This is a genomic window from Haloferax denitrificans ATCC 35960, assembly GCF_000337795.1.
Taxonomy (GTDB): domain Archaea; phylum Halobacteriota; class Halobacteria; order Halobacteriales; family Haloferacaceae; genus Haloferax; species Haloferax denitrificans.
This window is the reverse complement of the sequence record NZ_AOLP01000001.1, coordinates 406,513-420,382: the sequence shown is the minus strand read 5'-3', so window position 1 is coordinate 420,382 and position 13,870 is coordinate 406,513. Positions and strand designations below refer to the sequence as shown.

The window sequence follows — 13,870 nt, the reverse complement described above, 5'->3', positions numbered from 1 at the left end:
ACGCCTACTTGTCGCTTAACTGTCCTGTCACTGCGGACATTAATAACGCTTGGCGCTGATTGCCGACCGCCGCTTCTAAAGCTTCGACATCATCCCGTAATCTATATATCTCGTCAATTTTTGAGTCGATTTTGTTCGTGCGTCTCTCAACATCTTCTAGTATCTGCCTTTGTTCGTCTACTGGGGGTATTGGGATCTCGATATTTTCCAAGTCCTCCGTGTCGAGTCTCTTAGTCCCGTGTGACGACTCTTTTACAACCTCCAGAAGGAGTGGTGAGATGGCCCGTAAAAGTAGAGCGAGATACTCTGGGAGGAGATGGTCGTCGGGCCTCAGTGCTTTCATATCTTGATTAATTGTAGCAGGAACTTCCGAGAGGCCCACAGGAAGAGTTCTATCTAATATCATGCCACGGACCACCACAAACACCGTCTTAGGAGGAAGGATAGAGATGCTGGTTTCTTCAAGTGCCTCTTTTGTAATATGATCTTGTGAGTCTTCGAGAAGGTCGGATTTCATGTCCTTCGGACTGAACCAAGGAATTTCACCATCCCAGTAACGGTCTACGGTCGTTTTTGGAGTAGATCCGGTTTCAATTGAAACGTTATATTTCAGAGGAGAAGAGTCCCAGTTCTCTGGAATACCAACTAACCAGCTCGGCCCTGATTTAAGCCCATCCGAATCCTCTAACGAACGCGTGATTATCTCATGCTTTTTGTTCAGTAACTCTTGAGTCTTTGAGGAAATTTCTGACTTGATTATGCTTATTTCTTCATTTATCTCCTCGACAGAGCTTGATGGGTCAGATGATAGAAACTTTTCAAGGAAATTTATTTCATAACCAACGATTCCCAAGTCACCATCTTCATCATAATACTTAGAATCATCATTGATCCACGCATTCGGAGCATAGGGTTCGATGTTCCGTTCGAAGTACTCGTAGGGGTCAGACCCGAGTGGAATCTTTTCTCTTTCTCGGCGGTCGATATCATATTCTGCGTCGCCGTTGCTATCCGTTACAATATCCGCGTCAGAGTTGCGCTCGCCTAATGCCCTTACAATTGCGTTATATACACTCTTTCGGACGTCAACATTACGCATATTGAATGTGAGTTCTACCTGATTCAGGAATTCGTCCTTATTCATCCACTGCTTATCTGAATCGAGAGAACTCAACGCGTCAATGACATGTTGCTGAGTTTCCTCATCACGGTTGGAGAATGCCTTCTCTTTTTTGAGCTTCTGAATTCGCTCATCTGTAACTTGGAAACTCATCCGGAGGGGCCGGTCAACGACTATCCGGCGGTAGCCGAAGTCATCATTATCATAGAACTTTGACCGATTTGATTCTTCCATCTCTCCGAATATCTTGGAAATTTCGCTGATATGATTCTTAGAAATCTTGTATTTTTTATCTCCGAGTCCCTCTTCCAACTCAACGTACATCTCTCGGGCATCTATTAGTTGGACTCTGCCCTGTCTACGCTCAGATTTAGCATTCGAGAGGATCCAAACGTACGTGTATATCTCTGTGTTGTAGAACAATCGGTTTGGTAACCCAATAACCGCCTCCAACCAATCATTCTCAATTATCCAGCGACGAATGGCTGATTCACCACTATTTGGGCCTCCATTGAATAGCGGAGACCCATTAAATACGATTGCAATACGTGATCCCCCCTCCTCTGGTGGTTTCATTTTACTGGCCATATGTTGGAGGAAGAGTAGAGAGCCGTCACTCACACGGGGGGTGCCAGCGTCAAACCGCCCGTCCTTACCTTTCTCTTCGTGTTCTTGCTCAATATACTCCCGCACCTTCTTCCACGAGACTCCGAACGGTGGATTCGAGAGCATATAGTCGAAGCTCCGGTCAGCAAACCCGTCGTTAGTAAACGAGTTCCCGTACGCAATGTTGTCTGGGTTCTGCCCCTTGATCAGCATATCAGAGTTACAGACCGCGTAGGTCTCAGGGTTAAGTTCTTGCCCGAAGGCGTGGAGTTTCGCACCCCCGTTGAGTTCACGTACGTGATCCTCCGCAACGCTCAGCATCCCCCCAGTACCACACGCGGGGTCGTACACCGTACGGACAACCCCTTCTTCAGTCAGCACTTTGTCGTCCTCGTCGAATAGAAGGTTCACCATCAGCTCGATGACCTCTCGGGGTGTGAAGTGTTCCCCGGCAGTCTCGTTGCTCAGTTCGTTGAATTTCCGAACGAGTTCCTCGTAGATGTATCCCATCTCCTCATTCGGCACATCCTCTGGATGAAGGTCGAGCTCAGCGAACTGTCGAATGATCTTATATAGGAGGTCCGCATCTTCGAGTCGTTGAATCTGGTGCCCGAAGTCGAACTTCTCGAAAATCTCCTTTGTTTCTTCATCGTACGAGTTGATATAGTACTGAAGATTGCTCGCAATCTGGTCAGGGTCGCTGCACAGCGACTTGAAAGTATACTCGCTTGTGTTGTACACCTTTTCGCCAGCTGCCTTCTTCAGTGCTGGTGCTACGTTCTTAATCCCCTGTTTCTGAAGTTGTTCGTACCGTTCAAGGACATCTTCCTTGTTCCGCTGAGTCACGCAATCAAGCCGCCTGAGTACAGTCAGCGGCAGGATTACTTTCTGGTACTCGGACTGCTTGTAGTCTCCTCGGAGAAGATCCGCAATAGACCAAATGAAATCAGCCTTCTCGCTAAAGTTCTCGACCATCTACGAGAAATGTTGTAACTGGGATTCATAAGTGGTGCGGAGAGTTCGGCGTTGATATCTGGTCGAGGCAATGGTCAGGTGGAGGGAGAGAAAGCATTGTGTTACCAAGTATGTCAGTCACGCTGACCTAGTTTTTAACGCTGGGGGGTGCCCTTCTCGCACAAATAAATTCTTTATCAAAGAATATGGAAGTCCATCAGGGCATTCACGATTAAATTCAGCAATGTACCAAGTCCAACTAGCAATAATAGGAGACGTCGATGTTGCTGTAATACTTGGATTATTGGGTTCTGAGAAACTGCCTTTAGAGCAATATTGAGCAAGTACGCGATAAGGAGTTGTAAGTAGTATAGCCTTATCCTGATGGATAGCTGTGACGGCGCAGGGGACTGTCCAAGTTGATCCGGTCGGGGATCTTGACCATCACCGTCTATGAATCGCTGGAGATTTGTCTGGTCGGATGTAGGCTCGTCGTCCGACCGTTGGGTCCTATGCTCTCGACTGGCCACGGGTTAGTAGGACCGACGCATTGCTGTCGGTCCCGGGCAAGCGGTTGGTTTCTGGCCATACAGTCGGGTGCCTGCATGGCGGATTGATTTGACGACGTTCTATTTCGCACGTCGTGTTCTCTGCTTCAACCGCTCACCGACGAGTTATCCCCGCGGTGAACGTGGACAAGGACACACCGTATTGACTGAGTGCCAACACGGAGATGCTAAAGCCTCCAGCGGGAATCCTTCCCCATCGGCTTATTGCTGGGTCGCTGTCTCCCTGTCCACGGAGCGTCCCGTTTTGACTCCTGTTTATTACGTGTTACTCGGGAACGCTACCTTGGACCCACCGTGCATGTTAGCGTATGACGTGATAATTCTTTTGTTGGTGAAGTTAGTGTGGGCTACTGGCGCTGAGTTTATTCTTTATAATTCTACTCGGCGACCGCAATCGCCCAATGTCTAATACCTGTCCAGGCGTTTGGTTCTATGTGAATCGCCAGACGGGGGCGACCCCCGTGATGTGGTATTACGAACTTGATGGACGGAACGGCACCCTTGTTTAAAAGGAAGGCGTCGCTGTCTTGTGTTTCCACACCGTAATGCAACAGGACGGACCCGACGGGATTTGAACCCGCGACATCTTGGTCCGGAACCAAGCACTCTGTCCACTGAGCTACGGGCCCTCAGCGGGCAGAGCTACACGGCACCGACGTAAAACCGTTGTGGAACCCGCGCCGGCGGCCGATTACGTTCCGGTCGCGTCGGCGTCGACGACGCTGTGTTTCCACGTCCCGCGGGTGAACCACGCCGTGGCCGCAATCGCGCCGAGAATCTGCCCGACGGCCATCCCGAGCCAGATGCCCGTCTCGGCGAAGCCGAACTGGAACGAAAGCAGGTAGACGATGGGTACCCGGCCCAACCAGAGCGCGAAAAGCGAGAAGCCGAGGGCGGCCTTCGTGTTCCCAGCGCCGCGGTACGCGCCGAGGACGACCTGGAGGACGCCGATGAAGCCGAACTCGAACGCGCGGATGCGGATGTACTCGACGCCGAGGTCGATGGTTTGGGCGGCCGAGGCCGTCCCGGTCTGGAGGAAGAACGCGACGACGGGTTCGGCGAAGACGTACGCGAGCACGCCGGTGGCGAGCATGACGCTCGCGCCGACTTTGGCGGCGAGCCAGACGGCGCTCTCGGCGCGCTCCGGTTTCTTCGCGCCGAGGTTCTGGCCGACGATGGTGTTGGTCGCCCGACCGAGACCGAGCGCCGGGAGGAACACCAGCGACGTGAGGCGGTTGCCGAGGCCGAACGCGGCGACGACTTCGGGGGTGAACGTGACGACCATCGCGGTGAGGGTGATGAAGCCGAGGGCGGTGGCGGACTGCTCGATGGCGCTCGGGACGCCGATATCGACGATTTGCTTGATGTACTCGAACTGCGGGCGGAAGTCGGCGAGTTGCACGTCGGGGCCGGCGCTCGTCCCGAAGATGACGTAGATGCCGATGACGGTGGCGACGGCGCGCGAGAGCACCGTCGCGTACGCCGCGCCGGCGACTTGGAAGCCGTCGAAGCCCGTGGCGGCGAAGAGGCTGGCCTGCAGGCCCTCCGCCCCGAGCATCGAAAACAGCGGGTTGGCGTCGAAGCCGAAGATGAACACCGGGTCGATGACGACGTTGATGAGGACGCTGATGAACATCACGACCATCGGGGCGCGGGTGTTGCCGTAGCCGCGCATGAGCGCGGAGAAGACGAAGAAGCCGAAGAGGAACGGCAGGCCGAGGAAGAACACGCGCATGTAGTCGCCGGCGAGGGGGATGACCTGCCCGGCGGTCGCCTCCGAGCTCGGGAGGACGGCGAGCATCGCGTCGGTGGCGAAAAAGCCGATGACGCCGACGACGACGGCGATGACGGTGATGAACGTGAGCGTCTGTCCGGCGACGGTCCCGGCGGAGCCCTCGCTTTTCGCGCCGGTGTACTGGGCGACGAGCGTGCTCCCCGCGACGGTGAAGCCGCCGCCGACGGAGATGAGCAGGAAGATGAGCGGAAACGCGAGGCTGATGGCGGCGACGGCGTCGGTCGAGAGCCGGCCGAGCCAGACGGTGTCGGCGAGGTTGTACGCCACCTGGAGGAGTTCGGTGACGATAATCGGCCACGCCAGTTCGAACATCGGGCGTTTGAGGTCGCCCTCGGTGAGGGAACCGCCTTCGGGGAGGGACACTGAACAGGTGAGACTCGCGGAGACCGTTTGAAACCGTCGATTAGCGTCTTCGAACGTGGGTGCGTCCCGGCACCGGACGAGCGCGACTGGTCGAGTCGCGACGGGGCGGCCGTCCGCACGAGCGGCGACCGCGGCTCACCGGAGCGGGTGGCGTCGCGAGAAACGGTGGGTGGTTGCGGTTCGGCGCGTTACGGCGCTTCGCCGGTCTCGATGGCGAAGTCGGCCTTCGGGTAGGCGACGCAGGTGAGCGTGTAGCCGTTGTCCATCTCCTCGTCGGAGAGCGTCTCCTGGGTGTGGTGCGTGATGTACTCTTCGGCCGGGCCGTTGGTAATCTTCGCGGCACAGGAGACGCACGAACCCTGCCGGCAGGCGTACGGGAGGTCCATCCCGGCGTCTTCGCCCTGGTCGAGCACCGTCTCGTTGCTCGCCAGTTCGATGGTCTCGCCCTGCTTGACGAACTCGACTTCGAAGTACTCGACTTCGTCTTCGGGCATGTCGGCGGGGCTTGGTTCTTCCTCCGCTTCCTCGCCTTCGAGTTCGGCGCCCTCTTCGCCGGCTCCGACCGCGGCGACGCCGCCGCCGCCCCCGATAGAGCGGTTCATCGGCTCGGGGAAGTCGGTCTCTGCGACGGTCGCCGCGCGGCGTTCGAGGACCTCCTGTGTGATGTCGGCGGTCGGCTCCCAGCCGGTGCCCTTCGAGTAGTGCAGGGCGACGACGAGGAGTACCAGGACCAAACCGGCCCCGACACCCACCAGACTGATGACTGCCATACCGGCGGATATGGAGGGAGGGGTTAAGGAAATTGTGATTGTGGCGGCACCCGCGGGCGGTCGATTTCGCCCCCGAAACGCGGGTCTCGCGGGGGTTCCCACAATATCGAGGGCGCGCACGGCGTCCGCCACGGCCGACCCGAAGGCGGTTCGACGGGGACAACCGCGTCAGTTCACGACCGCAGAAGCGGGTCAGTTCACGGCCGTAGCAGGCCGGTTCGCGACCGCGTCAGTCGTCTTTCCGCGCGACCTCGTGGCGGCCGAAGCCGTAGCGGAGCCGGTTAGCGAGGCGGCGGGAGAACCGGTCGTCGGCGCGGGAGCCGAACCGCTCGGCGAGCGACTGATAGATGAGCGGGACCGGGACCTCCTGTTCGAGCGCCTCTTGGACCGTCCACGTGCCCGTCGACCCGCCCGCGATGTGGTCGTCCACGTCGCCGAGGTCGCTCCCCTCCTCGCGGAACGCCTCCTCGCAGAGTTCGAGGAGCCACGAGCGGATGACCGCGCCGTTGTTCCACGTCTTGGCGACCGATTCGAGGTCGAGGTCGTAGCGGCCCTCGGCGAGCAGTTCGAAGCCCTCGCCGTACGCCTGCATCAGCGCGTACTCGACGCCGTTGTGGACCATCTTCACGTAGTGGCCGGAGCCGGAGTCGCCCATGTGGCCGTGGCCGTCCGGGCCGGTCGCTACAGCGTCGAAGACGGGGGTCAGTTCGTCGTAGGCCCACTGCGGGCCGCCGACCATGAGCGAGAAGCCGAGGTCGGCACCGGCGGGACCGCCGGAGGTCCCGCAGTCGAGGTAGGCCGCCGAGCACGCTTCCGCGCGCCGCACGGACTCCTCGAAGTGGGAGTTGCCGCCGTCGACGACCACGTCGTCCCCGTCGAGGTGCGGGTCGAGGTCGTCGAGCGTCGCGTCCACCGCGTCGCCCGCGGGGACCATGAGCCAGATTCGCTTGTCGTCGCCGAGTCGGTCGGCGAGGTCGGCGACGCTCTCTGCGGGTTCGGCACCCGCGTCGGCGGCCGCCGCGACGGCTTCCGCCGAGAGGTCGAAGGCCACGACCTCGTGCCCGGCATCGAGCACTCGGTCGACTACGATGCGCCCCATCCGGCCGAGGCCGATGACGCCTAGTTGCATGCGTCGGCATCGTCCGCGGGGGGTGGTAGTGGTTGTGGTTTGGCGCGTGCGCGGCCGTCCGCCGAGGCGGCACTCCTAGAGCCGCCCCCGCGTTCAGAGCCGTGCCAAGAGCGCCTCGGCCAACCGGTCGCCGGCGTCGTCGTCGGTTCGGAAGAACAGTTCCGGCTCGATGAGTTCGACTTCGAGGAGGAGGAAGTCGTCGCCGCGCTCCACGCCGTCGACGCGGGCGTACAGCGGCGGGTCGCCGCCGAGGTGGGCCGAGACGGCGTCGACGACGCGCCGAGCGTTGTCGAGGAGCGTCTCGCTCGGCACCTCGACGTGGACGCTCCCCCCGTGTTTCTCTTGGACGCGGTAGTCGCCGGGTTCGGGTCGCTTGACGACCGCATGGCTGAACTCGTCGCCGAAGAAGACGAGCGACCACTCGCCGTCTTCGATGTCCGGCGCGAACTCCTGAACCAGCACGTCTTTCTCCGCCACGAGGTCGTCCACCCACGGCTGGGCGGCGGCGGCCTCCGCGCGGCTCAGCTGTCTCGTCTCGAACGCGCCCGCGCTCGCGGCGGGCTTGACGACGAGTTCGTCCCAGCCCCGCCTCTCGAAGACGGCTTCGAGGGACACGTCGTCGCCGCGTTCGACGTACTCGGTCGGAAGGGTCGAGACGCCGGCGTCGGCGAGGTCACGCAGGTAGAACTTGTGGCTGTTCCAGTCGAGCGTCGCCGTCGGGTTCCACACCGCGCAGTCGGCGTCGGACAGTCGGTCGACCCACGCGGCATACGCCGCCGGACGCCGGTAGTAGTCCCAAATCGACCGGACGACCACGGCGTCGAAGCCGTCCCAGTCGACCGACTCGTCGGACCAGACGACCGGTTCCGCGGTCACGCCGCGCTCCCGGAGCGCCGCGAGAAACGAGGCGTCGTCGTCGACGAGTCCGGGGAGGTCCGCGGCGGTGGCGAGTGCGATGGAAGTCACGGCGGTGGATGATAGACATCGGGCGATAAGGGTTCTGTAACGCTCGGACCGCCCGCCGCGACCGTCCGCGTCGCGGCCGCGGTCGGTCGGCTTCGCGCCCGCAGACGCCGACGTTTTTACCGCCCCGCGCGAGGGTCGCGTATGGACGAACGCATCCACGAGCACGCCGCGGTGCTCGTCGACTGGAGCGCGCGAATCGAGGCCGGCGACGACGTGGTCGTCTCCGTCGGCGAGGGGGCCCACGACCTCGCGGTCGCCGTCGCCGACGCCCTCGGCGAGCGCGGCGCGAACGTCGTCACGACGTACGCCTCCGAGGAGGTCCAGCGGGCGTACCTCCGCGCGCACGACGGCGACTTCGAACTTCCCGAACACGAACTCGCCCTCTACGAGGCCGCCGACTCGGTGCTCTTCCTCGGCGGCACCCGCAACACGGCGGCGACCGCCGACGTGCCGACCGCGACGCGGCAGGCCTACGGCCGCGCCACGAGCGAGGTCAAAGAGGCGCGCATGGACACCGACTGGGTCTCGACGGTTCACCCCACCCGCGCGGCGGCCCAGCAGGCGGGCATGTCCTTCGAGGAGTACGCAGACTTCGTCTACGACGCGATTCTCCGCGACTGGTCGGAGCTCGCCGACGAGATGGCGAACATGAAAGACGTGCTCGACGCCGGCTCGGAGGTCCGCATCGTCAAGGCGGACACCGACCTCACGATGTCCATCGAGGGCCGGACCGCCGTCAACTCCGCGGCCTCGGTCGCCTACGACTCCCACAACCTCCCGTCGGGCGAGGTGTTCACCGCGCCCGTCGAAGACGCAGTCGAGGGCGAGGTGTTCTTCGACGTGCCGATGACGCTGGAGGGCCAGCGCGTCGAGAACGTCCGCCTGACGTTCGAGGGCGGCGAAGTCGTGGACTTCTCCGCGGGCGCGGGCGAGGACGCGCTCGCCGGCATCCTCGACACCGACGAGGGCGCGCGCCGGCTCGGCGAACTCGGCATCGGCATGAACCGCGGCATCGACCGCTTTACCGACAGCATCCTCTTCGACGAGAAGATGGGCGACACCGTCCACCTCGCGGTCGGCCGGGCCTACGGCGCGTGCCTCCCGGAGGGCGAAGACGGGAACCAATCTGCGGTCCACACGGACATGATAACCGACATGAGCGAGGACTCCCGCATCGAGGTCGACGGCGAGGTCGTCCAGCGGAACGGCACGTTCCGGTGGGAAGACGGGTTCTGAGCCTTCTCTGAGGCGTTTTCTGACGCAGACCGCGGTGGGCGGTTGAGACGATTAAGATACCATGACACGTGGTAACTCTACGCTTACTAAAACCGCGTGGTGACGTAGCTCCGGCTATGGCACGATTCGTCCGAACGAGGCGACGGTTCCTCGAACTGGCGGGGAGTGGTGCGGTGGTGGGAATCGCCGGCTGTCTCGGTGGGGGCGGCGGCCAGCAGGAAACGGAGACAGAGTCGGAGACGGAAGCGACGACCGAAGCGGCCGACGACGACCACGACGAGGAGCGCCCGGAGGGCGTCTCCGCCGAGGAGTTCGAACGCGGCCCGGTCCCCGAACCCTACCGGACCGCGCTCTCGCAGGCGAACGAGCGACGGGACCCTGACGACCTGTTCACGAAGGAGGCGGTCAAGTTCCAAGAGGCGGACGACGCCGTCGAGGCGGGGCTCACGGAGGCGGGGCGGAACTGCGGCAACTGCGCGGAGTACATCCCCGACAAGAACGGCGACGGCTTCGGTGCCTGCGCCAAGGTCGAGGGCTACATCGGCTCCGAAGACTGGTGTTCGCTCTGGGAGTCTATCGAGGAGGCCGAGGCCGAAGCCGAAGAAGGCGAGGACGGAGGCGAGACCGCGTCTGTCGTCTGAGGTTCACTCCTGAGCCACGCCGATGTTCTTCAGCGACCCGCCGCACCGCGGACAGACCTGTTCGTAGACGCCGTGGCCCGAGCGGTAGCCGCACGCGGCACACTCGTACCGCGCGCGCTCGACGAGCGTCGTCGGTTCGGCCTCGACGAGCGTCTCCGTCCGGCGTTCGACCAGCGCCTCGGTCCGGCGCTCGACCAACTCCGCCGGGGGTCGTTCGACGAGGTCCGTCGGCTCGGGGCCGACCAGCGCCCGCGATTTGGCTTTGACGAGGTCTACAGGCCCGCGAGTGTCGATATCCTTGCTCATGTCACTGTGTACGCTGTGTCGGATGTTAACTCTTGCCGGCACGCTCCGTTCTCCCTGACGACGCCGAATTCGGCCGTTTCGTCCCGATTCGGTGGGTTCGGTCCCGAGACGCGCTTTCGACGTACTTTTTATCCGCGACCGTTTTCATCCGCGCATGGCAGAATTCATGGTCGTCGTCGCCGACCCCGACTCCGGTGCGACCTACCAAGTCGACGTCGAAGGACAGGACGCAAACCGATTCCTCGGCCGCGACCTCGGTGACGAGGTCGACGGCGCGGCCGTCGGTCTCGACGGCTTCACGCTCGAACTGACGGGCGGTTCGGACAAGGCCGGCCGACCGATGCACCCCAACGTCCCCGGCGGCGCGCTCAAGGAAATCCTCGCCAAAGACGGCATCGGCTACAAGCCGTCCCGCGACGGCGAGCGCAAGCGCGTCACCGTCCGCGGCCGCGAGATCTCCGGCGAGACCGTCCAGATCAACGCGAAGGTCGTCGCCGGCGAGGGCGACGTCGCCGCCGCCTTCGGCGAGGGCGACGACGAAGAAGCGGACGAATAACGCCGTCTCACTCCTCTCTTCCCCGTGCCAGAGCAACTGCCCTCCGACCATCCGTCGGTCCAGACGTTCCGCGCGAACATCGCCCGGAGCGGCGGCACCCGTCGCCCCTGTCTGCGCGTTCCCGACGGCGTGACCGCCGAAGACGGCGATTTCGTCCGCCTTCACCTCGACGGCACCGCCTATCACGCCCGCCTCTCGGCCGACGCCTCGGGGCTCGTGATTCGCGGCGCGTACGACAACAAGCGCCTCGCGCGCACCCCGAACGACGGCGAGAACCGCCTCGTCGAGTGGTGCCGCGAACACGACCGGGCCGACGGCGACGCCGTCGAACTCGACGAACTGGACGACGGCTACCAGTACGGCCTCCGGGTTCCCGGGGTTCGACAGGTGTACCGCATCACCGAGCGCCCGAACGACTCGCTTTCGAGCATCGCCGAGAAGTTCGGCCTGTCCGACGAGTGACCGGTCGCACTCCGAGACACGCCGCTTTTACGCACCGACCGCTCTAGGCGGGGTATGAGCAAGGTAACGGAGTACCTCGCAGGCGAGCGCCTCGACGACGTGGCGCTCTATCTCACCCACGAGTACCTCGACAGCCAGGGTAAACTCCCGAACATGGGCGTCGAAGTCGAAAACGGCTACGTGCTCGTCGTCCCCGGCGACGACGGCCGCCGCGCCTTCGCGGCCGGGACGGGCATGGACGCCATGGAGTTCGCCCAGACCGCCATGGGCAACGACGGCGACATCGACGACGACCTGAGCGGCGGAACCTGCCCCGAGGCGGCCGCCGAGGAGAACCACGAGGTGAAGTTCATCTTCTCGTTCGCCGAGGCGCAAAACGAGGAGGTCGGCGGCATCTACGAGGAGGGCGACGTGGTCCACGCCTACGCCAAATGTACCTGCGGCACGACGTACTCCGACCGCTGGGTCGTCGACGACGCGTAGTCGATCCCCGTTTTTCGACGCCGCGTTTCGAGTTCAGTTTCGCCGTTAGCGCTCGGTCTCGACGCCTTCGTCGTCCTCGTCGTCGGCCGCGGCTTCCGCTTCCGCCTTCTCGACCGCGTCGGCGACCTGTTCGAACGCTCGGAGGATGACGCGCTTCGTCGTCGCGCCCTGCGTCGTCCAGTGGTGGGCGTAGTCGAGCATGTCGTCGTAGATATCGGGCTTACAGCCGGCGGCCTTCGGGTGGCCGCCGCCGTTGACGAGGTCGGCGACCTCGTGACAGCGCTCGAAGTCGTCGGAGCCGCGGATGGAGGCGCTCCCGGCGGGCTTGACGACGACCGCCGCGTCCGCGCCCGCCTCGCGGAGGGCGTCGGCGACCTCGTTTTGCGAACACCGGCCGTAGGTGACGCCGACCGTCCAGTCGCCGACGGTCTTCAGGTCGGCGCGGTCGACGGCGGCCTGAATGAGGTTCTCCTTTTCGACGCGGCGGTGGGCGATGTACTCCTCGACGACCGGCGGGAGGTCCGCGCCGTACGCGCCGACGACGGCGACGTACTCCTCTTTCGAGGTCCAGTAGGCGTAGTCCGCGAGGTCCTGACTCCGCTCGTCTTCGTTCAGCCAGAGGTCGTGGTCGCGGGTGACCGCCGCGAGCTCCGAAAACCGCTCGTCGAACTCGTAGTCGAGTTCGCGGAGCGTCACGTCGGTCGAACACTCCTCGTCGGACTCGCCGACGACGAGGTCGACGCCGGCCTCGCGGACCGCCTCGGCGACCTCCGGCTTCCACTGGTGGTGGTCGTACCAGTGAATCTCGCCCGCCGTCTCGACGAGCGCGGCGAGCTCCTCTTCGACGTACTCGAACTTGTCCGGACAGAGGTCGCAGACGTACACCTCGACGCCCTCGGGGGCGTAGTCGGCGACGCGCTGGAGGTCGTCTTCCAGCGAGTACGGGCTCGACCCCATCAGCGCGACCGGCGATTTCGGACGCTCTTCGTCGTCGTCCTCGGCGAGGGCGGGTTCGTCGTCTTCGTCTTCGTCGTCGCCCTCGTCGTCTGCGAGTTTCTCCTCGATTCGGTCCTCGAAATCGGCCACGTCGAGGGCGGCGTCGTACGCCTCCCGGAGGAGGGCGACACAGCCGAGGCCGTCGGCGTCGGTGTCGGTGACGACCGCGACCGAGGCGTCTTCGAGTTTCTCCTTGGCGCGCTCTTCGGCGCGTTCCTCGTCGAATTCGTCGGGGTAGAAGAATCCGGCTCCGGGGAGCACGGACTTGCGGGGGAGCGAGAGCCGAGAACTGTCGATGAGCTCGTCTTCCATACGCCGAACTCGGGCGCGACGGGGAAAACTCCTCCCGATTCGGTCGCCTCGTCGCTCAGGCGGCCTCGTCGCTCAGCAGGGAGTCCGTCGTCCCCTCCTCCAACTGGCGGACCGTCAGCACCGGCACCGGACAGGTCCGGACGACGCGCTCGGCGACGCTCCCGATGAGAAAGCGGTTCTCGCCGTGTCGGCCGCGGGTGCCCATGGCGACGGCGTCGGCGTCCACCTCGCGGGCGTAGTTCGAAATCTCGGCCGCGGGGCGGCCCTCCCGCACCGCGACGGTCACCTCGCGGTCGGTCGCGGCCTCGACCTCGGCGAGCGCCTCCTCGCCGCGTTCGGTGAGCGCGTCGCGCATCTCGTCGCGGAGTCGCTCGGGCGCGGTCTCCACGTCGCCGGCGTCGATGACGTACAGCGCGTGGACCGACGCGTCGAACCGCTCTGCGAGGTCGACGGCGACGCTGACCGCCCGGCGGACGCTCGCCGAGCCGTCGGTGGCGATGACGATGGTGTCGAACATGTCCACGGGTTCTCGGCGCGGCGGCATAAAACCAGTCTGGGGCGGCCGGCCGGCGGGACCGTGGGGTGAGTTTTTTGTCGTCCCCCGAC

Annotated in this window: 13 protein-coding genes and 1 tRNA gene; 5 read left to right on the top strand and 9 right to left on the bottom strand. The window is 63.0% G+C overall.

Features of this window, described 5'->3' with window-relative positions; translation table 11 throughout:
• Positions 1-4 precede the first annotated feature (4 nt).
• From C438_RS01940 to C438_RS01915, 6 genes are all read right to left on the bottom strand, one after another.
• A complete protein-coding gene (locus C438_RS01940; protein WP_004967555.1) occupies positions 5-2,701 on the bottom strand; it encodes an N-6 DNA methylase in 2,697 nt (898 codons plus the stop codon).
• Positions 2,702-3,805: 1,104 nt separating this feature from the next.
• Positions 3,806-3,878: transfer RNA gene (locus C438_RS01935), tRNA-Arg, on the bottom strand.
• 62 nt (positions 3,879-3,940) lie between these two features.
• Positions 3,941-5,407: an MATE family efflux transporter gene (locus tag C438_RS01930; RefSeq protein ID WP_004967554.1), complete on the bottom strand. Its 1,467-nt coding sequence runs from the start codon at positions 5,405-5,407 to the stop codon at positions 3,941-3,943.
• A 188-nt stretch (positions 5,408-5,595) separates the two neighbouring features.
• The gene (locus tag C438_RS01925) at positions 5,596-6,177 is read right to left on the bottom strand and encodes a 2Fe-2S iron-sulfur cluster-binding protein (protein WP_004967553.1); all 582 of its coding nucleotides are present in this window, start codon (positions 6,175-6,177) and stop codon (positions 5,596-5,598) included.
• A gap of 229 nt (positions 6,178-6,406) precedes the next feature.
• Entirely contained in the window at positions 6,407-7,306 is a 900-nt protein-coding gene (gene gnd, locus C438_RS01920; protein WP_004967552.1) for a phosphogluconate dehydrogenase (NAD(+)-dependent, decarboxylating), read from the bottom strand.
• 93 nt (positions 7,307-7,399) lie between these two features.
• A complete protein-coding gene (locus C438_RS01915) occupies positions 7,400-8,272 on the bottom strand; it encodes an ATP-grasp domain-containing protein (RefSeq protein ID WP_004967551.1) in 873 nt (290 codons plus the stop codon).
• Between the two features lie 141 nt (positions 8,273-8,413).
• Between C438_RS01915 and C438_RS01910 the strand changes: the two genes are divergently transcribed.
• The gene (locus C438_RS01910; RefSeq protein WP_004967550.1) at positions 8,414-9,508 is read left to right on the top strand and encodes an aminopeptidase; all 1,095 of its coding nucleotides are present in this window, start codon (positions 8,414-8,416) and stop codon (positions 9,506-9,508) included.
• A gap of 116 nt (positions 9,509-9,624) precedes the next feature.
• Complete coding sequence (locus tag C438_RS01905) at positions 9,625-10,149, top strand: high-potential iron-sulfur protein (protein WP_049917638.1); 525 nt, start codon at positions 9,625-9,627, stop codon at positions 10,147-10,149.
• A 3-nt stretch (positions 10,150-10,152) separates the two neighbouring features.
• Here C438_RS01905 and C438_RS01900 read toward each other — a convergent pair whose 3' ends face one another.
• Positions 10,153-10,455 carry a rubrerythrin-like domain-containing protein gene (locus C438_RS01900; protein ID WP_004967548.1) on the bottom strand — a complete coding sequence of 101 codons (303 nt, stop codon included), beginning with the start codon at positions 10,453-10,455 and terminating at the stop codon, positions 10,153-10,155.
• Between the two features lie 154 nt (positions 10,456-10,609).
• On the opposite strand from C438_RS01900, the gene C438_RS01895 reads away from it, so the two are divergent.
• Genes C438_RS01895 through C438_RS01885 form a run of 3 tightly spaced genes read left to right on the top strand, consistent with a single transcriptional unit; the run spans position 10,610 to position 11,956 of the window.
• The gene (locus C438_RS01895; protein WP_004967547.1) at positions 10,610-11,011 is read left to right on the top strand and encodes a 30S ribosomal protein S6e; all 402 of its coding nucleotides are present in this window, start codon (positions 10,610-10,612) and stop codon (positions 11,009-11,011) included.
• A gap of 24 nt (positions 11,012-11,035) precedes the next feature.
• Complete coding sequence (locus C438_RS01890) at positions 11,036-11,473, top strand: DUF7112 family protein (RefSeq protein ID WP_004967546.1); 438 nt, start codon at positions 11,036-11,038, stop codon at positions 11,471-11,473.
• Positions 11,474-11,527: 54 nt separating this feature from the next.
• The gene (locus C438_RS01885; RefSeq protein ID WP_004967545.1) at positions 11,528-11,956 is read left to right on the top strand and encodes a DUF5807 family protein; all 429 of its coding nucleotides are present in this window, start codon (positions 11,528-11,530) and stop codon (positions 11,954-11,956) included.
• Positions 11,957-12,001: 45 nt separating this feature from the next.
• Here the strand turns inward: C438_RS01885 and C438_RS01880 are convergent, their stop codons facing one another.
• Together C438_RS01880 and C438_RS01875 are read right to left on the bottom strand one after the other, a co-directional pair.
• The gene (locus tag C438_RS01880) at positions 12,002-13,264 is read right to left on the bottom strand and encodes a DHH family phosphoesterase (protein ID WP_004967544.1); all 1,263 of its coding nucleotides are present in this window, start codon (positions 13,262-13,264) and stop codon (positions 12,002-12,004) included.
• A gap of 55 nt (positions 13,265-13,319) precedes the next feature.
• A complete protein-coding gene (locus tag C438_RS01875) occupies positions 13,320-13,781 on the bottom strand; it encodes a universal stress protein (protein WP_008574693.1) in 462 nt (153 codons plus the stop codon).
• Positions 13,782-13,870 lie beyond the last annotated feature (89 nt).

Coding starts and splice junctions, on each gene's coding strand:
- C438_RS01940 (WP_004967555.1), bottom strand. CDS start 2,701: ATGGTCGAGAACTTTAGCGAGAAGGCTGATTTCATTTGGTCTATTGCG.
- C438_RS01925 (WP_004967553.1), bottom strand. CDS start 6,177: ATGGCAGTCATCAGTCTGGTGGGTGTCGGGGCCGGTTTGGTCCTGGTA.
- gnd (WP_004967552.1), bottom strand. CDS start 7,306: ATGCAACTAGGCGTCATCGGCCTCGGCCGGATGGGGCGCATCGTAGTC.
- C438_RS01910 (WP_004967550.1), top strand. CDS start 8,414: ATGGACGAACGCATCCACGAGCACGCCGCGGTGCTCGTCGACTGGAGC.
- C438_RS01905 (WP_049917638.1), top strand. CDS start 9,625: ATGGCACGATTCGTCCGAACGAGGCGACGGTTCCTCGAACTGGCGGGG.
- C438_RS01900 (WP_004967548.1), bottom strand. CDS start 10,455: ATGAGCAAGGATATCGACACTCGCGGGCCTGTAGACCTCGTCAAAGCC.
- C438_RS01895 (WP_004967547.1), top strand. CDS start 10,610: ATGGCAGAATTCATGGTCGTCGTCGCCGACCCCGACTCCGGTGCGACC.
- C438_RS01885 (WP_004967545.1), top strand. CDS start 11,528: ATGAGCAAGGTAACGGAGTACCTCGCAGGCGAGCGCCTCGACGACGTG.
- C438_RS01880 (WP_004967544.1), bottom strand. CDS start 13,264: ATGGAAGACGAGCTCATCGACAGTTCTCGGCTCTCGCTCCCCCGCAAG.
- C438_RS01875 (WP_008574693.1), bottom strand. CDS start 13,781: ATGTTCGACACCATCGTCATCGCCACCGACGGCTCGGCGAGCGTCCGC.